Below are 19127 nucleotides of genomic sequence, written 5' to 3' on the forward strand. Positions count from 1 at the left end.
GCATGCCCCGCCTCCCGCTTGTCGTCCTGACCCTCGCGCTTGCCGCCTGCAACGGCGACTCGGCTGCGCCGCAGGCGGGTCCCGCCGCAGGCAACGAACGCGGGGGCGCCGCGCTGCCGGCGCCGGCTGGGGCGCCCGGCACGGGCGTCACCGGCATGCCCGACGAGCCGGGTCCAAATGAAAGCGGGCCGCCCGAGGTCGCGTCCGCGGACCCCGCGCTCGGCGCCGACGGCCTCCCGCTGCCGGTCGAAGGCGCGCCACCCTCGGCTCCAATCGACCCGGCTACCGGCGCCCCGCTGCCGCTCCCGCCGCCTCAACCCATGGACCCCGGCGCTCCGCCGCCCCCACCCGCACCACCCGCGCCCGAGCCCCCCGTGACCGTCGACGCGCTGGCTGCCGAGGAAGCGATAGCGGTTGTGCGTGAATACCACTCGGCGATCAACGCAGGCGCGCTCGGCCGCGCGTACGGGCTGTGGGCCGACGGCGGCCGCGCAAGCGGCCAGACGCCTCAGGAGTTCGCCGACGGCTTCGCGGCCGTCGAGAGCCTGGCAGTCGACATCGCGCCGCCCACGCGCGCCGACACCGCGCTTGCCCGCGTCCCCGTCACGCTCACGCTGCGCCGTCGCGACGGCAGCGAGCGGCGCCTCGCCGGTCACTACACCCTGCGCCGCGACCCGGTCGACCCGTCGGCCGGCTGGCGCATCGCCGGCACGCGCCTGCGCGAATCTGCGCCCTGAGCCCGCCGGACCCCACCGCGCCGCGCGCGGTGATCGACACCAACGCGTGGCTCGACCTACTGGTGTTCCGCGACCCGCGCGCGGCCCGGCTCAACGCGGCGCTGTGCGCAGGCACGGTGACCGCGGTGGTGGACGCCGCCTGCGTCGCCGAGTGGCACCGCGTGCTGGATTACCCGGCGCTCGCGCTCGACCCCGGCCGTCGCGCCACCATCGACACGGAGTTCCACCGCCGCAGCCATCGCGTCGAGACCGCCGCGCCGCCGCACCCGCTGCCGCGGTGCGAAGATCCGGACGATCAGAAGTTCCTCGAACTCGCGCTGGTGACGGACGCGCGCTGGCTCATCACCCGCGACCGCGCGTTGCTCGCGCTTGCCCGGCGCACCGCGCGCGAAGGTTGGTTCGACATCGTCGAGCCGGCCTTGTGGACACCTGATGGCCCGATGCGGCCCGGGGCCCGGTGAACGGAATGACGCGATAATTTCGAGTCGACGCGCCATGGCTTTGAGCAATGGACGCGACCCGCGCGGCTCCGGCAGCGTATCGATGCGGCCCTTCAGGCCGTCCCGCGGTCCTTGCGCAGCGCTTCCATCACAAGCCGGAACGATTCGATACGCCGGGCGTGGTCGAAGATGTTCGCGGTGAGCAGCAGCTCGTCCGGTCGGTGCTGCGCAACGAACCGCCCGACCGACGCGGCCACGGTCGCAGGCGAACCCACCGCGGCGCACGCGAGCGCGCGGTCGATGCCCATACGCTCGACCGGGTTGCAGAACGCATCGAGCGCCTCGGCCGATTCGAGCGGCGGTGGCACGAGTCCCGGCCGACCCCGGCGCAGGTTCACGAACGCCTGCTGCTGGGTGGTGAACAGCCGGCGTGCCTCGGCGTCGGTCTCCGCGCACACGACGTTGAGCGCGAGCATCACGTGCGGCGCGGCCAGTCGCTTGGACGGGCGGAAATCACGTCGGTACAGCGCGACCGCCTCCACCAGCGCATCGGGTGCGAAATGCGAGGCGAACGCGTATGGCAAACCGAGTCGCGCCGCGAGGGCTGCCCCGAACAGGCTCGAACCCAGGACCCATGCCTCGACGTCGACGCCTGCGCCCGGCACGGCCTGGACCGGCTGGCCCGGCTGCGCGGGCTCGAAGTAACCGAGCAGTTCGACGACATCGGCCGGGAACTCGTCCGCGCCGGCGTAGTAACGGCGCAACGCACGCGTGGCGGCGACGTCGGTGCCCGGGGCACGGCCGAGGCCCAGATCAATGCGACCCGGATGCAGCGACGCGAGCGTGCCGAACTGCTCGGCCACCTGCAGCGGCGCGTGGTTCGGCAGCATCACGCCGCCGGCGCCGACGCGAATGCGCGAGGTTCCGCCCGCCACGTGGCCGATCAGCACCGCCGTCGCCGCGCTGGCGATGCCGGGCATGTTGTGGTGCTCGGCCAACCAGTAGCGCCGGTAGCCGAGTGACTCGGCTTTGCGGGCGAGGTCGAGCATGTTCGCGAACGCCTGTCGGGCGTCGCAGCCTTCGGTGATCGGAGCGAGGTCGAGGATCGAGAGCGGGAGCATGGCGTAGGGCGGACAAGGCGGGCCACCATCGTGGACCCGCCCGCCTGCATGCCGTGTCGTCAGATCTCGAAGCGGTACGAGAGCTTCACGAGCAGCTGCTCGCTGTCGCGCAGGTCGAACGCATCGGTGAACTCGTCGCGCGCGTCGAACGGCCGGCCGATCGCCTCGTCGTAGAACGCACCGCCGCGCACGTATGCGACGTACAGGTGCGACAGCGGTGCGAGCTCGTAGCGGTAGCGCACCTGGAAGCCCATGTTGCGCAGCCCGAAATCCGCAACCGGCTCGTCGACCGCCAGCGGCGTGCCGTCCGCGGCCGTGCGCCAGACCTGCTCGACCCGCGCATCCAGACCGATCGTTTCGAGCCGCACGCGCAGCTCCTGTTTGTTGTCGATCAGCCACGTGGCACCGACGTTGAGCGCGAACTGATCGGCCTCGAACGTGGCCAAGCGGTTATCGCGCGTGGCGGGATCGTTGTCTGGACGCCACAGCAGCCAATCGGGGTTCCGACGCGCTTCGAGACCCGCGGTGAAGCTCAGCGAATCGCTGACGTGGTACGTCGGCTCGAAATACACGGTGACCGCACCTTCGTCCGGACCGCCAAGCCCGTCAGCCGTGTATCGCGCATTCGCGTACCAGCCCCAGCGGCCCTGCCGCGGGCGAAAGCGCTCGGTGAACAGGAACAGCTTGGCCGGCATCTTGACGATGCCGTTGCCGCGCAGGATCAGATCGTCATGGCCGTTGGTCCAGCCGGCGATCTCCGTGAGCTGGTTGCCGCCATCCTTGCGCTCGCTGATGCGATTGACGGCCCAGGCATCGCCGATGTGCAGCCCGTCGTCGTTCACACGCCGCGACACGGCGGCGCGCACCTCGTGGGAGTTGAAGACCGACTCGGCGGGCAGCGACGTGAATCGCCGTGCGATCTCGTAGCGTGCGTAATTGAAATTGTTGCGTTCGAGGTAACCGAAGTCGTTGAGCTGCAGCGCATCGCCCAGGTGCACCGCGTACAGCTGCTGACGCCAGTTCGGAGCGAAATTGTGGTCGATGCGCACCTGCGCGCCGGTGTCGTCCACACGGCGGCCGCCCTGCTCGATCGACGAGCCGACGGCGACCGTGCGGACGTTCCACCGTGCGTTCGACCAGCGATGATCGACTTCGTACACCGTCGCCTGACGGTCGAGGAAGGGCCGGTCCACGTGGGTCACCGTGGCGCCGACGCCCTGCGCCCCGAATTCGCGCGTCGCGCGCGTCGCGTAGAACTGGCGCCCGTCGTCGCCGCCTTCGTCCGCGGCGAAGACGCCGTAGTTGAAGCCCGCGGCGCTGCCATTGACCTTGAGCGCCGCGCTCACGTCGCCCGAGCCGTCGCGGTCGTCCTCGGGGCCGCCCACGCGGCGCGTGTAGATGAGGCGGTTCGCGTTGTTCAACGAGCCGAACGGCACATCGAAAAAGCTCTGGTTTTCCGTGAAGAACGGGCGCTTGTCGCTGAAGAACGTCTCGACCGCGCCGAAGTTCACGACCAGCTGGTCACTCTCGACTTGGCCGAAATCCGGGTTGACCGTCGCACTGAGCTGGAACTGGCCGCTCGGCTTCCAGAACACGTCACCGCCGGCGTCGAAGTCGGCCCGGTGGCCGACAAGGTCCTGCACGCCCACCACGTACGGCGTGACCGCGAGCAGCGCCTGGCTGAAGGCGGGGATTTCGATGCGCTCGAAGCGCGTGAGGTAGCGCGACTCGGTGTAGATGACGGCGGGCCATGCCGCGCGCTCGCCGGTCGCGCCGAGCACGCGATCGAGCTGGATGCCGATCGTGCGCACGTCGCCCACGGCCTTCTGCATCGGCGCCGTGTGCCACGGGATCAGAAGTTCGGCCGACCAGCCTGCCTCGTCCTCGCTCGTGGCATGCAGCCAATCGCCGTCCCAGTCGTTGCTGAACTGGTTTTCGTTGGTGATGGTCGCGTCCTCGATGCTGTCGGACAGCGTGACCATGAAGTTGTAGCCGGTGCGGCCGTCGCCGTTGAAGTCGACGAACAGGTTCACGCGGTCGACCGGGCCGCCCTCGTCGCGCTGGGTGCGCTGGCGTGTGCGCGGCACGCTGGCGTCCTGCAGGTTGCGGAACGCGACGGCGAGACCGTCTTCCGTCGCGAGGATCCACGCCTCCGTCTTCTGCGGCGCCGGCTCGCGTGACAAGGGCTGGGTGAGGCGGAAGTCGGTGATGTGCCGCGCGCCTGCCCATTCAGCCGGGTCGATGCGGCCGTCGATCTCGACCGCGGACGCGGCGGGCGCCGCGAGCGCGGCGAGGATGGCAAGGGTAAGCGGGGTGCGCATGTCGGTCTCTTACAGGACGGCCGCGGGGTCGCGCGCGGTGCGCGACAGGCCGTCGATCGGGGCGGCGTCAGGCTAACGGCGCGGCCGCGCGACACCGACTGTCAGAAGTCATGCGTGGCTGTGCCCGATCGGGCCGTTGGGCGAGCGCCGTCACACACACGGCGCTCTCGGCATTCACGGTCGTAGCGGCCACGTCGACGCGGCCGCGGGGGTCAGGCGCGCGCGGGCGCGGCTTTCCTGGCGGTCTTCTTCGTGGCCTTGCCGGCCGATTTACCGGCGGTCTTCTTGGAGGTCTTCTTCGCGACCTTCTTTGCGGCCTTCCGGGTCGACGTCCCCGCGGTTTTCTTCGCGGCCTTCACCGCCTTCGCGACCTTCGGCTTGCGCTTGGGCTGCAGCATCGTGCCGGTGCAATTCTTCGCGCCGCAGCGGCAGGCCCAGATCTTCTTCATGCGCGGCGTATGCGCCTCGCCGAGCGTGATCCCGTAGTTGTAGTACAGCTCGTCGCCCGGCTTGATCGCGCGGATCGCCTCGATGAACACACGGTCCTTGCGACGGTCGTCGCCGCCGTGCTCTTCAAGCACGGCTTGGCAATTGGGTTTGCAGCTGTGGTTGATCCAGCGCCCGATGTTGCCGCCGAAGTTGCCGTCGATCACGTACTCGTCGTTGAGCGTGAACAGGAACGTGTGGCCGGACTCCGCGGCACCGCTGTCGCCGGCGTCGACGTCCTCGTGCGTGCGCAGCAGGCCCTTGTATTCAAGGATGCGCTCGCCTTTCGCGATCGGAATGAGGGCGAACACGCCATTGCCATGGATGGCCGAGCGACGGGCGACGATCTTGCGAGGCATGCGGCGGGTCCCAATGGTCGAGCCGGCATTCTGCCCGCGTGCCTGAGCCGCGGCTATCCATACGGTGTGAAATCCGCCGCTGTGCTTGGCCGGACGGCCGTTAAAACGTACAATTCCGGTACTGATTCGAAGTGCCGCTCACATGCTCCGCGTCACCAAGCTCACCGACTACGCCACCGTCGTGCTCACCGTGCTCGCCGCCCGGCCCGAGGCCGTGCTCAGCGCCTCGGAACTCGCGGAGCGGGCAGGCCTGGAAACGCCGACGGTGAGCAAGCTGCTCAAGCCGCTGGCACAGGCGGGGCTCGTAGAAGGCTTTCGCGGCGCGAACGGCGGCTACCGGCTTGCACGGCCGCCGGCGCAGATCGGCCTGATCGAGATCGTCGAGGCGATGGAGGGCCCGCTGGCGATCACCGAGTGCAGCGTGCACGACGGTTCGTGCGGCATCGAGCATTCCTGCGGCGTACGCGCGAACTGGCGCCGCATCAACGACGTGGTGGTCGACGCACTGCGCAGCGTAACGCTCGCGCAGATGCTCGAACCCCCACCGCCCCCATCAAAGCGGGTCCGGCGCATCGACGTGCGCCTGGAACCGGTCTGAACGACAGGCAGCCCATGGCCACCGACGCGATCGACACCCCCACCACCAACCGCGAGATCCACGAGCAGCTCGGCCGTCGTTACGAGGCCGGCTTCGTCACGGATATCGAATCCGAATCGCTGCCCGTCGGGCTGAGCGAGGACATCGTCCGTGCGATCTCCCAGAAGAAGGGCGAGCCCGAGTGGATGACCCAGTGGCGCCTCGAGGCGTACCGACACTGGCTGACGCTGCCCTCACCCGACTGGGCGAAGCTCAATCTCACGCCGATCGACTACCAGGCGCTGAGCTACTACAGCGCGCCGAAGGGCCCGAAGTACGCCTCGCTCGATGACGTGCCGCAGGAGCTGCTCGACACGTACGAGAAGCTCGGCGTGCCGCTGCACGAGCGCGCCAAGCTCGCGGGTGTTGCGGTCGACGCGGTGTTCGATTCGGTCTCGGTCGGCACGACGTTCCGCAAGGAGCTCGCCGAGAAAGGCGTGATCTTCATGTCGATGTCCGAGGCGATCCAGGATCACCCCGAGCTCGTGCGCCAGTACCTCGGCACCGTCGTCGCGCCGGGCGACAACTACTTTGCCGCGCTGAACTCGGCGGTGTTCTCGGACGGCAGCTTCGTGTTCATCCCTAAGGGCGTGCGTTGCCCCATGGAGCTGTCCACCTACTTCCGCATCAACGCCGTCAACACCGGTCAGTTCGAGCGCACGCTGATCGTCTGCGAGGACAATGCGTACGTGAGCTACCTCGAAGGCTGCACCGCGCCGATGCGCGACGAGAACCAGCTGCACGCGGCTGTCGTCGAGCTCGTCGCGCTCGAGAACGCCGAGATCAAGTATTCGACCGTGCAGAACTGGTACCCCGGCGACGAGGAAGGCCGCGGCGGCATCTACAACTTCGTGACCAAGCGCGCCGAGTGCCGTGGCGCGAAGAGCAAGGTGACCTGGACCCAGGTCGAGACCGGCTCGGCGATCACCTGGAAGTACCCGAGCTGCGTGCTGATCGGCGACGACTCGACCGGCGAGTTCCACTCGGTTGCGCTCACGCACCACCGCCAGCAGGCCGACACCGGCACGAAGATGATCCACATCGGCAAGCGCACGAAGAGCAAGATCGTGAGCAAGGGCATCAGCGCCGGTCGGGGACAGAACACCTACCGCGGCCTCGTCAAGGTCGAGAAGTCGGCCGAGGGCGCGCGCAACCACACCCAATGCGACTCCCTGCTGATCGGGAAGAAGTGCGGCGCGCACACGTTCCCGTACATCGAGGTCAAGCACCCGACCGCGACCGTCGAGCACGAGGCGACCACGTCGAAGATCAGCGATGACCAGCTCTTCTACTGCCGGTCACGCGGTATTTCGCAGGAAGACGCGGTGTCGCTGATCGTGGACGGCTTCTGCAAGAGCGTGTTCCGCGAGCTGCCGATGGAGTTCGCGGTCGAGGCGAAGAAGCTGCTCGACGTTTCGCTGGAAGGCTCGGTCGGCTGATGGACCTGCGCGTCCGCGAAGCCGTGGAAGACGACATCGCGCCGATGCACGCGATCCGGCTTGCCGTGCGCGAGAACGTCCTGTCGAACCCTTCGTGGCTCACGGCCGAGGTCTACCGCGGCTGCCTGGCTGCAGCGGGCGCGGCCTGCACGTGGGTGGCCGAGCTCGACGGCCGCGTCGTCGGCTTCTCCACCGCGCGGCTGGACCAGCGCGACATTTGGGCGCTGTTCGTCGACCCGGCCTGCGAGGGTCGCGGCATCGGCCGCGCCCTGCTCGATGCCGCGACCGCGTGGCTGTTCGCGCGCGGCGTCGACACGATCGAACTGGGCACCACGCCCGACACCCGCGCCGACCGTTTCTACCGCGACGCCGGCTGGCGGCGCGGCGAGATGAGCCCGCGCGGCGACGTGATTTTCAGGCTGTCGCACCCGTCGATGGCCGCCCCCATTTCTCTTGAGACCGCATCATGCTGAAGATCGAAAACCTGCACGCCCGCGTCGCCGGCAAGGACATCCTCAAGGGCCTGTCGCTCGAGCTGCAGCCGGGCCAGGTGCACGCGATCATGGGCCCGAACGGCGCCGGCAAGTCCACGCTCGGCAACATCCTGGCCGGCCGCGAGGGCTACGAGGTCGTCGAAGGCTCGGTGACGTTCGAGGGCCGCAACCTGCTCGAGCTCGAGCCCGAGGAGCGCGCTGCGGCCGGCGTGTTCCTCGCGTTCCAGTACCCGGTCGAAATCCCGGGCGTGAACAACACCTACTTCCTGCGCTCGGCGCTCAACGCGCAGCGCAAGGCGCGCGGCGAGGAAGAACTCGACTCGATGCAGTTCCTCAAGCGCGTTCGCGAAAAGCTCGCCGTGCTGCACCTGAAGGACGAGTTGCTTCATCGCGCGGTCAACGAGGGCTTCTCGGGCGGCGAGAAGAAGCGCAACGAGATCTTCCAGCTCGCGCTGCTCGAGCCGAAGCTCGCCATCCTCGACGAGACCGATTCAGGCCTCGACATCGATGCACTCAAGGCCGTGGCGGAAGGCGTCAATACGCTGCGCTCGCCGGACCGTGCGTTCCTCGTGATCACGCACTACCAGCGCCTGCTCGACTACATCCGCCCGGACGTCGTGCACGTGCTCGCGGACGGACGCATCGTCGAGAGCGGCGGGCCTGAACTCGCGCTGCAGCTCGAGCAGCAGGGCTATGCGTGGATCAAGGAACGCATCGCGCCGGAGGCGCACGCCTGATGCCATCGCTGTTTTCAAATCGCGCCCGCGGAGTCCGTCGATGAGCGCGCTGCTCGACCGCTTTGCCGAGACCTTCGAGGCGCTGCCGGCACGTGACGCTGCGGGGCTCGGCGTCGATCGTCGCGCTGCGCTCGACGCAGCGCTGCGCGACGGGCTGCCGCACTCGCGCACCGAGGCCTGGCGCTACACCCCGCTGCGCGCACTTGAGCGTCGTGTCTTCGCTCCGGCGCAGCTCGACGTCCCCGCATTCGACGACGCGGCGCTCGTAGGCATCCCCGCCCCGAGACTCGTCTTCGTGAACGGCCGCTTCAACGCGCGCGTGTCCGACCTGACGGGCCTTCCGGCAGGCGTGTCGCTGCAGCCGCTGTCGGCGCTGCTGCGCGACGGCGAACCGCGCGACGCCTCGTTCCTCGCGCGCCGCTTCGATCGCACCGACGAGGTCTTCGCAAGGCTCAACGCGGCGCTCGCCGACGAGGGGGCGGTGCTGCGTGCCGACGCGGACGCCGAGTCGAACGTTCCGGTGCACCTTGTGTTCCTTGGTGCGTCCGCCGAGGCCGAGCAGGCTTGGCACGTGCGCAACCTCATCGAACTGCGCGAAGGGGCGTCCCTCACCGTCGTCGAGCACCAGCTGGCAACCGGGGCGCACCGGCACCTGTCGAACACGCTGACGCATGTGCACCTGGCAGCCGGTGCGCACCTCACGCACGCACGCATGCAGGACGAGGCCGAAGGCGCGACGTTGTTGACGCGCACCGACGCCGTGCTCGCGCGCGACGCACGGTATCGCCGGCTCGATCTCGAACTCGGTGCGGGCCTCTCGCGGCACGAACTCAACGCCGCGCTGCACGGCGCGGGTTCGCACGTGCACGCGAACGGCGTGCTGCTCGCGACGGGCCGGCGCCACCTCGACACGCGCCTTGGTATCGATCACGTCGGCCGCGACAGCGGCTGCGAGCTCATCTGGCGCGGCCTCGGTGCCGACCGCGGGCGCGCCGTCTTCCACGGCGGCATCCTGATCCGCGAAGGCGCCGACGGCACGCTCGCGTCGCTGTCGAACAAGAACCTCCTGCTCAGCGAAAGCGCCGAGATCGACACGCAGCCCGTGCTCGAGATCCACGCCGACGAAGTGCAGGCGGCGCACGGCGCAACCGTCGGCCAGCTCGACCCGACCGCGCTGTTCTACCTGCGCTCGCGCGGGCTGCCGCTCGAGCGCGCACGCGCGCTGCTGACGGCGGCGTTCTGCCGCGAGACGCTGACGGTGATCGGAGACGACGCCGTGCGCGACCTGCTCGGCACGCGCCTCGACGCGGCGCTCGCCCGACTGGGGGCCCTGTGACCCGCAACCACCCGCACGTCTCCCGGCCGATGCCCTCGCCCGCGCCCGCCGCGGCGCCGGACTGGGCCGCGGTGCGCACCGACTTCCCGCTGCTCACGCGCGAGGTGAACGGCAAGCCGCTGATCTACCTCGATTCGGCGAACACCGGGCAGAAGCCGGCGTCGGTCATCGAGGCGGTCGACGATTTCTACCGTCGGCACAACGCGAACGTGAGCCGCGCCGTGCACGTGCTTGGCACGGAGGCGACCGATGCGTACGAAGGCGCGCGTCGCAAGCTTGCCGCGTTCCTCAATGTGCGGGCCGATGAGCTCGTGCTGTGCAGCGGCACGACGTTTGCGCTGAACCTCGTCGCCTACAGTTGGGCACTGCCGCAGCTCAAGGCCGGCGACGCGATCGTGCTCACGCGCATGGAGCACCACGCAAACATCGTGCCCTGGCAGATCGTCGCGCAGCGCACGGGCGCGACGATCAAGGTCGCCGAGCTCACCGACAGCGGCGAGCTCGACCTCGACGCGCTGTACGCGCTGCTCACGCCCGAGGTGCGGGTGCTCGCGATGACGCACGTGTCGAACGTGCTTGGCACGGTGAACCCGGTGCGCGAGATCTGCCGCGAGGCGCGCAAGCGCGGCATCGTCACCGTCATCGACGGCTCCCAGGCGGCGCCGCACCGCACGCTCGACGTGGCGTCGATCGGTTGCGACTTCTACGCGATCACCGGCCACAAGATGGCCGGCCCGACGGGCACAGGCGTGCTCTGGGCGCGGCGCGATCTGCTTGCCTCGATGCCGCCGTTCCTCGGCGGCGGCGAGATGATCAAGGAAGTGCGCTTCGACGGCACGGTCTACAACGACGCCCCACACCGGTTCGAAGCCGGCACCCCGAACATCGCAGGTTTTGTCGGGCTCGGTGCAGCGGTCGACTACCTCGGCGGCCTGGGCATGGACCACGTCGAGGCGCGCGAGAAGGAACTGCTCGAGCACGCAACCGAAGCGCTGTCGCAGGTCGAAGGCCTGCGCATCTTCGGTGCGGCGCCGGAGAAGGCGGCCGTCGTGAGCTTCCTGGTCGAAGGCGCGCACGCGCACGACCTCGCCACGCTGCTCGATCTCGAAGGCGTCGCGATCCGCTCGGGCCAGCACTGCGCGCACCCGCTGATGCAGAAGCTTGGCGTCGCGGCCACGTGCCGCGCTTCGTTTGCGTTCTACAACACGCACGAGGAAGTCGACGCGTTCGTGGCCGCCTTGCGCAAGGTGCGCATGCTGCTAGCCTGATCGCTCCACCCGGGGGGCGGCGATGGGCCAAGACACCGAACTGGTAGACCTGTTGCGGCAGGTCCGCGACCAGCAGCGCGAACAACTGGCGCTTCAGACCCGGGCGCTTGATGAGCAGCGCGAGCTGTTTGCACTCCAACGCGCGAATCTTGAGCGGGTCGAGCGCATCCACGACCGTGCCGAAGCGCTGCAGGACCGAGCCGGCCGAGGCCAACGCATCATTGTTTGGGTGATGCTGCCGCTCCTCGCGTTCGCGCTGATCGCGCTGATGTGGCCCCAACTTCGTTATTACCTGTACCTGCTCAGCACATGACCGAATCCGCCCTCAGCTTTCGCCGCGCCACGCCAGGTGATGTGGATGCGCTCGTCGCACTCGTCGAGTCCGCCTACCGCGGCGAAGTCAGCCGCGCCGGCTGGACCACGGAGGCGGACCTGCTGGACGGGCGTCGCACCGGTCCGGACGATGTCAACGCATGCATCGACCGCACACGCAGCGCGGTCCTGGTGGCCGAGCAGGACGCCGCAGACGGCACCCGCGATCTCGTGGCCTGCGCGCATGTTGCCGAGGAAGACGGGGCCGGCTACTTCGGCATGTTCTCGGTGCGCCCCACGCTGCAGGGCAGCGGCGTCGGCAAGCGGCTGCTCGAACACGCCGAGCGCTTCGTGCGTGAGCACTGGAGCCTGCCGGTGATGCGCATGACCGTCATCGACGTGCGCGAGGAGCTCATCGCGTTCTACGAGCGCCGCGGCTACCGCCGAACCGGCATCGTCAAACCGTTTCCGTACGGTGACGAGCGCTTTGGCATCCCGCGCCGCGACGACCTGCGCTTCGAGATCCTTGAAAAGCCGCTTGTATGACACGCACGCCCCACCCGGACCAGGTGATCCCATGAATGACTGGGTGCGCGTCTGCGCGACCTCCGAGCTGCTTCCCGGCGAGAGCACTGTGGCCTGGGACGGCGACACGCCGATCCTCGTTTGCAACGTCGGCGGCGACTTCTACGCGCTCGAAGACAAGTGCTCGCACCAGGATTTCGAGCTCTCGGCCGGCGCGTTCGACGGCGAAAACGCCACGATCGAATGCACGCTGCACGGCGCAAAGTTCGACGTACGCGACGGACGCGCGCTGTGTGCGCCGGCCTATGCGCCTGTTCCGAAGTTCCCGGTCAAGGTCGAGAGCGGCGCGGTGTGGACCCGCGACGATCGCGGCTGATCACGTGCGATAGCCGCGCTAAACTGCATTTACGCCACTTTTTCGGCTGGCGATGCCGCGCCTCGATGCGCTGTGCGACGACGCGGACCTCATGAAATCCGTCAGCGGACCCGCGGGCTGCAGCAAATCTTTAATATTTCGTTGCAAATGCGAATCCCTATCATTACGATGCGCGCGCCGCAGCAACCGCTGCCTTGTTCGTTTTGAAGGGATTCCATGCTTCGCACGCCTTCGCTCAGCCCGCTCGCCGGTGCTCTGCTGCTCGCCCTCAGCCTGCCGGCGCTCGCCGAGCCCGCCGCTGCCGCGACCGACCTCGATGCCGTCCGCGTTTACGGGCAGGCCCAGGGCTACAACGTCGATGCCACCCGCACGGCCACCAAGACGACGACGCCGCTGCGCGACGTCCCGCAGGCGGTGACGATCATCACCGAGGACCTCATCGACGATCAGGCGATGACGAGCATGGCCGACGTGGTGCGCTACGTGCCCGGTGTCGGCATGGCACAGGGCGAAGGCCATCGCGATGCCCCGATTTTCCGCGGCAACGTGTCCACCAGCGACTTCTTCGTCGACGGCATCCGCGACGACGTCCAGTACCTGCGCGACCTCTACAACGTCGAGCACATCGAGGTGCTCAAGGGCGCGAACTCGATGATCTTCGGCCGTGGCGGCTCAGGCGGCGTGATCAACCGCGTGACCAAGCAGGCAAACTGGCTGGCGCACGACGAGCTCGAACTCCAGTTCGGCAGTCACGGCCGCCGCCGCGGCGTCGCCGATTTCGGCCGCCCGGTCAGCCCCACCGCTGCGTTCCGTGTCGTGGCGCTGTACGAAAACTCCGACACGTTCCGCGACCACGCGGAGATCGAGCGCTTCGGCATCAACCCGACGTTCGCGATGCGCTTCGGTGAGAACACGACGGCGACGTTTGGCTACGAGTACTTCCGCGACGACCGCACCACCGACCGCGGCGTGCCGAGTTACCAGCTGCGCCCGCTCGCCGTCGATGTCGAGACGTTCTTCGGCGACCCGGAGCTGAGCTTCAGCGACTTCGAGTCGCACGCGTTCACGGCGACGGTCGAACACGAGTTCGGCAACGGCATGACGCTCCGCAATGCCACGCGCATCGCGAGCTACGACAAGTTCTATCAGAACGTGTATCCGGGTGCGGTCACTTCCGACCGGCAGTTCCTCGCACTGCAGGCCTACAACAGCGGAACGGACCGCGAAAACTTCTTCAACCAGACCGACCTGGTGAAGGTATTCGAGGGCGCAGTGCGCCACACGGTGCTTGTCGGCGCCGAGATCGGCCGTCAGGAAACCGACAACGTTCGCGTCAGCGGCGTGTTCCCGGCAGCCGTGTCCCCGTGTTCGCCGACTCGCGCGGTGTCGAACATCGACTGCGTGCCGGTCGCAAACCCGCGTCGGATCTCACCGGTGTCCTTCGCCGCCGCGACCAGCCCCGACAACACCGGCACAGCCGATATCGCTTCGGTTTACATCCAGGACCAGATCGAGTTCTCGCCGCAGTGGCAGGCCATCGTCGGTGCTCGCTGGGACCGGTTCGCGCTGGACTACACCAACAACCGCGCAAACAACAACACGGGGCAGCGCCTTGAGACCGGCGACGACCTGTTCTCGCCGCGCGTGGGCCTGATCTACAAGCCGGCCGAGCCCGTTTCGATCTACGCCAGCTACAGCGTTGCCTACACGCCGCGCGCCGGCGAGCAGCTCAACGGACTCTCGTTCGACAACCGGGCGTTCGCACCCGAAAAGTTCAAGAATCTCGAGATCGGCGCGAAGTGGGACATTCGGCCCGACCTTTCGGCGACCGCCGCCGCGTACCGCCTCGACCGCACGAACGTGGTCGTAGTCAGCCCCTCCAACGCTCTCAATTCGCAGCTCATCGACGGCCAGCAGACGGAAGGCGTCGAGCTCGGCATCGCCGGTCGGGTCACTGAAGCGTGGACCGTCATGGGCGGCTATGCGTACCAGGAGGGCTACACGCTGAGCACGGTCAATGCCGGCACTCCGACCGCCGCAATCGTCGACGGACAGCTGGCCCAGCTGCCGCACCACAGCGCGTCGTTGTGGAACCGCTACGACATCAACCCGATGTGGGGCGTCGCGCTGGGCGCGGTGTACCGCGACGAGGTCTTCGCCACGACCAGCAACACCGTCGTGCTGCCTTCGTTCACGCGCGTCGACGCCGCGGTCTATCTGACGCTCAGCGATTCGGTGCGGATGCAGCTCAACGTCGAGAACCTGTTCGACAAGACGTACTACGCGTCGGCGCACACGAACGACAACATCCTGCCGGGTGCCCCGCGCAGCGTGTACCTCGGGGTAAACCTGAGCTTCTGACCGATTCGCCCATGTCCACCAACAGCGCAGCCGGATGAGTGCCACCGCCCGTCCCGCCCCCGTGGCAGCGGCTCGTGCACCTGCGCGCCGCACGGGGGCAACGGCCTACCGCTGGGTGCGCCAGTTGCACCTGTGGGTCGGCGCATGGGGGGCGATTGCGGCGATCCTGTACGGCTTCACTGGGCTGGTGATGAACAACCGGTTCGGCGAGAACGCCTGGCCGCAGGGCGCCAGCGAGGACAGCGGACGACTGGCTCTGGCGATCCCTGCATCCGCGTCGGCCACGCCGGATGCGCTGAAAGTCTGGCTCGCCGACACGCACGACCTGCACGCGCAGGTCGTGCGCAAGGGCAAACCCAGCGAAGCGAGACTGGCGGGCAAGCCGGTGCAGGAACCGCCGAAGTGGATGTTATCGGGCGGCACGGCGCGCTCGTCGTGGTCGCTCGAGTACGTGCCGGGCAACGCGACGGCCGAGGTCAAACAGTCCCGTTACAGCCCGCTCGGTGCGCTGACCCGCCTGCACAAGGGCTATGGCGGCGGCTGGGCGTGGAGCCTGCTCGCCGACAGCTTCGCAATCGGCATGATCCTGCTCGGCCTGTCGGGCATCTGGATGTGGGCGCGAGGTCGTGGGGCGCGCGACATGGCCGGCAGCGTGCTTGCGCTGTCGACCGCGGTGATCGCAGTGGTACTGGTGCTCGCGTTCGGTTGACGCGTTGGGGGCGTGCGACGCGGCCGGGCTCGTCGGCTTGGCTAAGCCACCGGCGCAATCTTCACCAGCAACGCTTCACCGCCGCCGTCGAGCACATGGCGCAGCCGCGTCTCGCCGGCCTGCAGCACGGCGGTGTCGCCGGCCGCGAGCGGCGGCAGTCCGGAGTCGTCGGCAAACTGCGCTTGGCCCGCGAACAGATGCACGGCCCAGGCCGTGCCGGGCTCCGCAAAGATCACCATCGGCCCGACGAGCGGGCGATGCCAGAGCGTCGCCTCGACGCGGTCGCGGCGCCACATGAGGTTGAAGTCGTGCGTCAGGCCATCGACGAGTTCACCCGTCACGGCCCGCTCGCCGGCGAAGCGCGCGCGGCCGTGCGGCGGGTCGAGCGTGGTGCACTCGCCGTCTTCGAAGCGCAGGCGCAGGCCGTTTCCGCTGAGCAGCACGAGTTCACGATCGATGCCGGCGAACGTCGAGAACGGCGCATCGCGTTCGATTTCCGCGATCGACAGGCGCCAGTCCCAGTCGTCAGCGTCGTGATTCGCACTGCCGGGGCTTTGCGCATCGTCGCCAAGCCGGCGGCGCAGGATCTCGCGCGTCCAGCCCAGGCCGTTGCGCCAGCGGACGCGGCGGTACTCGTGGGCCGGGAGAACGAACGAAGTGGCGGCGGTCGTCGTCAGCATGGCGGCGCGTCCTGCGGGGTGCGCCGAGTCTAGCCAAGACGGCGTGACCGCCCCTGCACGTCGCCGCGTCGATTCCCTTCAACGCGACGCCGGCAGTTCACATCCATGTCCCGGGCGTGCCCGGAGCCCGGCGTTCCATGCCGGACGGTCCTGCGCGCCGCATCCGTGCGGCGCACTTCCCCCTGTCAGCAGATCAGCGTCCTGCGGTGCGTTGCGCAGCGGCGGCCGGCTTGCGCACCGGCGCGACGGCACCGACGACGATGCGATCGCGGTTCTTCTCGATCGTCTTGAGCCCGATGCCCTTCACGAGCGCGAGCTGCTCGGCGCTTTTGAACGGGCCGTTCGCCTTGCGGTGCGCGACGATTGCCGCAGCCTTCGTCGGGCCGACGTTGAGCAGCACGCGGTCGATCGTCGCGACGTCGGCGCTGTTGATGTTGACCTTCTCGGAGGCGACGGCGCTGCCGACCAGCAGCAGCGAAAGCACGAGCGCGCGGATGAGCGTGGCGAGTTTCATGGCGTTCTTCCCTGATCGTTGAGGTGGGCGGTGCGGTGCAGCCGGTGTTCGCCGGCCGTGGGAACAGTCTGCGCATCGGGACCCCTGCGCACGATCCCGCAACACGCCGTCGCCGCCCCGGAGAAACCCTCGTGGCCGTGTAGGGAAAGTCCGATCCCCGGGGCCGGCGGTACACTGGTGCACCGCTTTTTCGAGGTCGCCCATGGATATCCGCCAGATCGAACAGTTCGTCTCGGGCAAATGGGACGAGGAGATCGTTCCGCAGCTCGTCGAGTACATCCGCATCCCGAACAAGTCGCCGATGTTCGATGCGAACTGGGTCGAGCACGGCTACATGGACCAGGCGGTCGACCTCATGGAGCGCTGGGCGCGCGCGCAGGACATTCCTGGCATGCAGATCGAGGTGGTGCGCCTTGACGGCCGCACGCCGCTGATCTTCATCGAAGTGCCGGCGTTTGACGGCAACGCGGGGAGCGACCGACGCGACGACGACTGCGTGCTCCTGTACGGGCACCTCGACAAGCAGCCGGAAATGACCGGATGGGACGACGACCTCGGCCCGTGGACGCCGGTGATCAAGGGCGACAAGCTCTACGGCCGCGGCGGCGCCGACGACGGCTACGCGATTTACGGCTCGCTGACGGCGGTGCTCGCGCTGCGCGCGCAGGGCTTGGCCCATTCGCGCTGCGTGATCCTCATCGAGGCCTGTGAGGAGTCGGGCAGCTACGACCTGCCCGCGTATGTCGACCACCTCGCCGAGCGCATCGGCAAGCCGTCGCTGGTGGTCTGCCTGGACTCGGGCTGCGGCAACTACGACCAGCTGTGGTGCACGACCTCGCTGCGCGGCTTGGCGGGCGGCAACCTGACCGTCAAAGTGCTCGAAGAAGGCGTGCACTCGGGCGACGCCTCGGGCGTGGTGCCTTCGAGCTTCCGCCTGCTGCGTCAGTTGCTTTCCCGGCTCGAGGACGAAACCACCGGCCGCGTGATTGTGGACGACCTGCACGTCGAGATTCCGGCCGAGCGTCTGAACCAGGCGCAGGAAGCCGCCCGCGTGCTCGACACGGCGGTCTTCGACAAGTTCCCGTTCTTGCCCGGCATGACCCCGATGCACGACGAGCTTGCCGAGCTGGTGCTCAATCGCACGTGGCGTCCCGCGCTGTCGATCACGGGCGTCGACGGCATGCCGCCGCTGTCGTCAGCCGGCAACGTGCTGCGTCCGTTCACGGCAGTGAAGCTCTCGCTGCGCCTGCCGCCGACGCTCGACGGCAAGCGCGCGGGCCAGCGCCTGAAGGAAGTGCTTCTCGACAACCCGCCGAACGGCGCACATGTCGAGCTGGAACTCGAAAAAGCCTCGGCCGGCTGGAATGCGCCTGCGTTGTCGCCGTGGCTGTCACAGGCGATCGACGACGCGAGCGAGGCGTTCTTCGGCAAGCCCGCGGTGTACATGGGCGAAGGCGGCAGCATCCCGTTCATGGGCATGCTCGGCGAGAAGTTCCCGGGCGCGCAGTTCATGATCACCGGCGTGCTCGGCCCGCACAGCAACGCACACGGCCCGAACGAGTTCCTGCACATCCCGATGGGCAAGCGCGTGACCGCATGCGTGGCGCACGTAATCGCTGCGCACTGCCGCGCAAGCGAGCGCGGTGAGACGACGGGCGTTGCGGCCGTCGCCGGTGGAGAACAGCACGGCGGGCACGGCTGCTGCTGAGGGCACGTCGCCGCCGGATCTGACGGGGCGGCATGCGTGGGCGTCCCAGCGCTCCGCGGGGCGTTCCGACGTGACGCGCGGCCGCGCCGTCGGCGAATGGCGCTGTCGGCGGGGGCTGTGAAAATCGCCCGCCTGACGCGGGACCTCCGGCGACGCGTCGTGCGCACGTCACGGTCCCGCCACGCGTGCACTGGAACGATGGCTCCAGTCACCGGACGGTCCGGTGCACCCAACACGGGAGAACGGCCATGTTCGATGGAATCCTCGGTTACATCATCGGCGGCGCGATCATTGGCGTGATCGCCCGTCTCCTGAAGCCCGGCGCGGATCCGATGGGCTGGATCATGACGATCCTGCTCGGCATCGCGGGCGCTGTCATCGGCGGCATGATCGTCGGCGGCGGCCTGCTCGGCTGGGTCGTGGCAATCGTCGTCGCGATCGTGCTGCTCTTCATCTACGAGCGCTTCCGCGGCGGTAAGACCGCACGTCGCACCTGACGTCGCCTGGTTTTCGCAGCACATCGACGGCGTCGCCGCGCTTCGCGGCGGCGCCTCGTTTTTTAGGGCG

At 68.5% G+C, this 19127-nt stretch carries 19 protein-coding genes and 1 pseudogene; 15 read left to right on the forward strand and 5 right to left on the reverse strand.

The genetic code is table 11. The features are described 5' to 3' along the window. The first annotated feature begins 2 nt into the window (after positions 1-2). The gene (locus IE075_RS06570) at positions 3-737 is read left to right on the forward strand and encodes a Cif family virulence factor (protein WP_189454889.1); all 735 of its coding nucleotides are present in this window, start codon (positions 3-5) and stop codon (positions 735-737) included. Positions 738-766: 29 nt separating this feature from the next. Then, positions 767-1198 carry a putative toxin-antitoxin system toxin component, PIN family gene (locus IE075_RS06575; protein WP_229792347.1) on the forward strand — a complete coding sequence of 144 codons (432 nt, stop codon included), beginning with the start codon at positions 767-769 and terminating at the stop codon, positions 1196-1198. A 92-nt stretch (positions 1199-1290) separates the two neighbouring features. Here the strand turns inward: IE075_RS06575 and IE075_RS06580 are convergent, their stop codons facing one another. The 3 genes and pseudogenes from IE075_RS06580 to IE075_RS06590 all read right to left on the reverse strand — a co-directional run. Then, entirely contained in the window at positions 1291-2298 is a 1008-nt protein-coding gene (locus IE075_RS06580) for an LLM class flavin-dependent oxidoreductase (RefSeq protein ID WP_189454429.1), read from the reverse strand. A 59-nt stretch (positions 2299-2357) separates the two neighbouring features. Then, positions 2358-4619 (reverse strand): DUF5916 domain-containing protein, encoded by a 2262-nt coding sequence (locus IE075_RS06585; protein WP_189454431.1) that lies wholly within the window; start codon positions 4617-4619, stop codon positions 2358-2360. 380 nt (positions 4620-4999) lie between these two features. Next, a pseudogene (locus IE075_RS06590) lies at positions 5000-5464 on the reverse strand (SET domain-containing protein); the annotation flags it as partial. Positions 5465-5606: 142 nt separating this feature from the next. On the opposite strand from IE075_RS06590, the gene IE075_RS06595 reads away from it, so the two are divergent. From IE075_RS06595 to IE075_RS06645, 11 genes are all read left to right on the forward strand, one after another. Next, the gene (locus tag IE075_RS06595) at positions 5607-6062 is read left to right on the forward strand and encodes an SUF system Fe-S cluster assembly regulator (protein ID WP_189454435.1); all 456 of its coding nucleotides are present in this window, start codon (positions 5607-5609) and stop codon (positions 6060-6062) included. A gap of 14 nt (positions 6063-6076) precedes the next feature. After that, positions 6077-7540, forward strand: coding sequence for a Fe-S cluster assembly protein SufB (gene sufB / locus IE075_RS06600; protein ID WP_189454438.1), 1464 nt, complete (start codon positions 6077-6079; stop codon positions 7538-7540). Further along, the gene (locus IE075_RS06605; RefSeq protein ID WP_189454439.1) at positions 7540-8013 is read left to right on the forward strand and encodes a GNAT family N-acetyltransferase; all 474 of its coding nucleotides are present in this window, start codon (positions 7540-7542) and stop codon (positions 8011-8013) included. The genes sufB and IE075_RS06605 overlap by 1 nt, the downstream gene beginning before the upstream one ends. Continuing rightward, positions 8007-8771, forward strand: coding sequence for a Fe-S cluster assembly ATPase SufC (gene sufC, locus IE075_RS06610; protein WP_189454441.1), 765 nt, complete (start codon positions 8007-8009; stop codon positions 8769-8771). Before IE075_RS06605 ends, sufC begins: the two co-directional genes overlap by 7 nt. Positions 8772-8811: 40 nt before the next feature. Beyond that, complete coding sequence (gene sufD / locus IE075_RS06615; RefSeq protein WP_189454442.1) at positions 8812-10107, forward strand: Fe-S cluster assembly protein SufD; 1296 nt, start codon at positions 8812-8814, stop codon at positions 10105-10107. A 29-nt stretch (positions 10108-10136) separates the two neighbouring features. After that, positions 10137-11375, forward strand: coding sequence for a cysteine desulfurase (locus IE075_RS06620; RefSeq protein WP_189454869.1), 1239 nt, complete (start codon positions 10137-10139; stop codon positions 11373-11375). Between the two features lie 22 nt (positions 11376-11397). Continuing rightward, positions 11398-11688 (forward strand): hypothetical protein, encoded by a 291-nt coding sequence (locus tag IE075_RS06625; protein WP_189454444.1) that lies wholly within the window; start codon positions 11398-11400, stop codon positions 11686-11688. After that, the gene (locus IE075_RS06630; RefSeq protein WP_189454446.1) at positions 11685-12233 is read left to right on the forward strand and encodes a GNAT family N-acetyltransferase; all 549 of its coding nucleotides are present in this window, start codon (positions 11685-11687) and stop codon (positions 12231-12233) included. Before IE075_RS06625 ends, IE075_RS06630 begins: the two co-directional genes overlap by 4 nt. A gap of 31 nt (positions 12234-12264) precedes the next feature. Continuing rightward, positions 12265-12588: a non-heme iron oxygenase ferredoxin subunit gene (locus IE075_RS06635; protein WP_189454448.1), complete on the forward strand. Its 324-nt coding sequence runs from the start codon at positions 12265-12267 to the stop codon at positions 12586-12588. A gap of 216 nt (positions 12589-12804) precedes the next feature. Beyond that, complete coding sequence (locus IE075_RS06640; protein WP_189454452.1) at positions 12805-14949, forward strand: TonB-dependent receptor; 2145 nt, start codon at positions 12805-12807, stop codon at positions 14947-14949. A gap of 34 nt (positions 14950-14983) precedes the next feature. Next, positions 14984-15658: a PepSY-associated TM helix domain-containing protein gene (locus tag IE075_RS06645; RefSeq protein ID WP_189454453.1), complete on the forward strand. Its 675-nt coding sequence runs from the start codon at positions 14984-14986 to the stop codon at positions 15656-15658. 41 nt (positions 15659-15699) lie between these two features. On the opposite strand, the gene IE075_RS06650 is transcribed toward IE075_RS06645, so the two are convergent. Together IE075_RS06650 and IE075_RS06655 are read right to left on the reverse strand one after the other, a co-directional pair. After that, positions 15700-16338, reverse strand: a complete 639-nt coding sequence (locus IE075_RS06650) for a HutD/Ves family protein (protein WP_189454455.1) — start codon at positions 16336-16338, stop codon at positions 15700-15702. Positions 16339-16531: 193 nt separating this feature from the next. Then, positions 16532-16852, reverse strand: a complete 321-nt coding sequence (locus tag IE075_RS06655) for a ComEA family DNA-binding protein (RefSeq protein WP_189454457.1) — start codon at positions 16850-16852, stop codon at positions 16532-16534. Positions 16853-17054: 202 nt separating this feature from the next. Between IE075_RS06655 and IE075_RS06660 the strand changes: the two genes are divergently transcribed. Then, positions 17055-18560: a M20 family metallopeptidase gene (locus tag IE075_RS06660; protein ID WP_189454459.1), complete on the forward strand. Its 1506-nt coding sequence runs from the start codon at positions 17055-17057 to the stop codon at positions 18558-18560. 248 nt (positions 18561-18808) lie between these two features. Further along, complete coding sequence (locus IE075_RS06665; RefSeq protein WP_189454461.1) at positions 18809-19057, forward strand: GlsB/YeaQ/YmgE family stress response membrane protein; 249 nt, start codon at positions 18809-18811, stop codon at positions 19055-19057. The last annotated feature ends 70 nt before the right edge of the window (positions 19058-19127 follow it).

This window comes from Cognatilysobacter bugurensis (assembly GCF_014652095.1).
GTDB lineage: Bacteria > Pseudomonadota > Gammaproteobacteria > Xanthomonadales > Xanthomonadaceae > Cognatilysobacter > Cognatilysobacter bugurensis.

Bases quoted from the DNA above. Each gene is read 5' to 3' on its own strand.
- IE075_RS06570 (WP_189454889.1), top strand. From the start codon at position 3: ATGCCCCGCCTCCCGCTTGTCGTCCTGACCCTCGCGCTTGCCGCCTGC.
- IE075_RS06580 (WP_189454429.1), bottom strand. From the start codon at position 2,298: ATGCTCCCGCTCTCGATCCTCGACCTCGCTCCGATCACCGAAGGCTGC.
- IE075_RS06585 (WP_189454431.1), bottom strand. From the start codon at position 4,619: ATGCGCACCCCGCTTACCCTTGCCATCCTCGCCGCGCTCGCGGCGCCC.
- IE075_RS06595 (WP_189454435.1), top strand. From the start codon at position 5,607: ATGCTCCGCGTCACCAAGCTCACCGACTACGCCACCGTCGTGCTCACC.
- sufB (WP_189454438.1), top strand. From the start codon at position 6,077: ATGGCCACCGACGCGATCGACACCCCCACCACCAACCGCGAGATCCAC.
- IE075_RS06605 (WP_189454439.1), top strand. From the start codon at position 7,540: ATGGACCTGCGCGTCCGCGAAGCCGTGGAAGACGACATCGCGCCGATG.
- sufC (WP_189454441.1), top strand. From the start codon at position 8,007: ATGCTGAAGATCGAAAACCTGCACGCCCGCGTCGCCGGCAAGGACATC.
- sufD (WP_189454442.1), top strand. From the start codon at position 8,812: ATGAGCGCGCTGCTCGACCGCTTTGCCGAGACCTTCGAGGCGCTGCCG.
- IE075_RS06620 (WP_189454869.1), top strand. From the start codon at position 10,137: ATGCCCTCGCCCGCGCCCGCCGCGGCGCCGGACTGGGCCGCGGTGCGC.
- IE075_RS06625 (WP_189454444.1), top strand. From the start codon at position 11,398: ATGGGCCAAGACACCGAACTGGTAGACCTGTTGCGGCAGGTCCGCGAC.
- IE075_RS06630 (WP_189454446.1), top strand. From the start codon at position 11,685: ATGACCGAATCCGCCCTCAGCTTTCGCCGCGCCACGCCAGGTGATGTG.
- IE075_RS06635 (WP_189454448.1), top strand. From the start codon at position 12,265: ATGAATGACTGGGTGCGCGTCTGCGCGACCTCCGAGCTGCTTCCCGGC.
- IE075_RS06640 (WP_189454452.1), top strand. From the start codon at position 12,805: ATGCTTCGCACGCCTTCGCTCAGCCCGCTCGCCGGTGCTCTGCTGCTC.
- IE075_RS06645 (WP_189454453.1), top strand. From the start codon at position 14,984: ATGAGTGCCACCGCCCGTCCCGCCCCCGTGGCAGCGGCTCGTGCACCT.
- IE075_RS06650 (WP_189454455.1), bottom strand. From the start codon at position 16,338: ATGCTGACGACGACCGCCGCCACTTCGTTCGTTCTCCCGGCCCACGAG.
- IE075_RS06655 (WP_189454457.1), bottom strand. From the start codon at position 16,852: ATGAAACTCGCCACGCTCATCCGCGCGCTCGTGCTTTCGCTGCTGCTG.
- IE075_RS06660 (WP_189454459.1), top strand. From the start codon at position 17,055: ATGGATATCCGCCAGATCGAACAGTTCGTCTCGGGCAAATGGGACGAG.
- IE075_RS06665 (WP_189454461.1), top strand. From the start codon at position 18,809: ATGTTCGATGGAATCCTCGGTTACATCATCGGCGGCGCGATCATTGGC.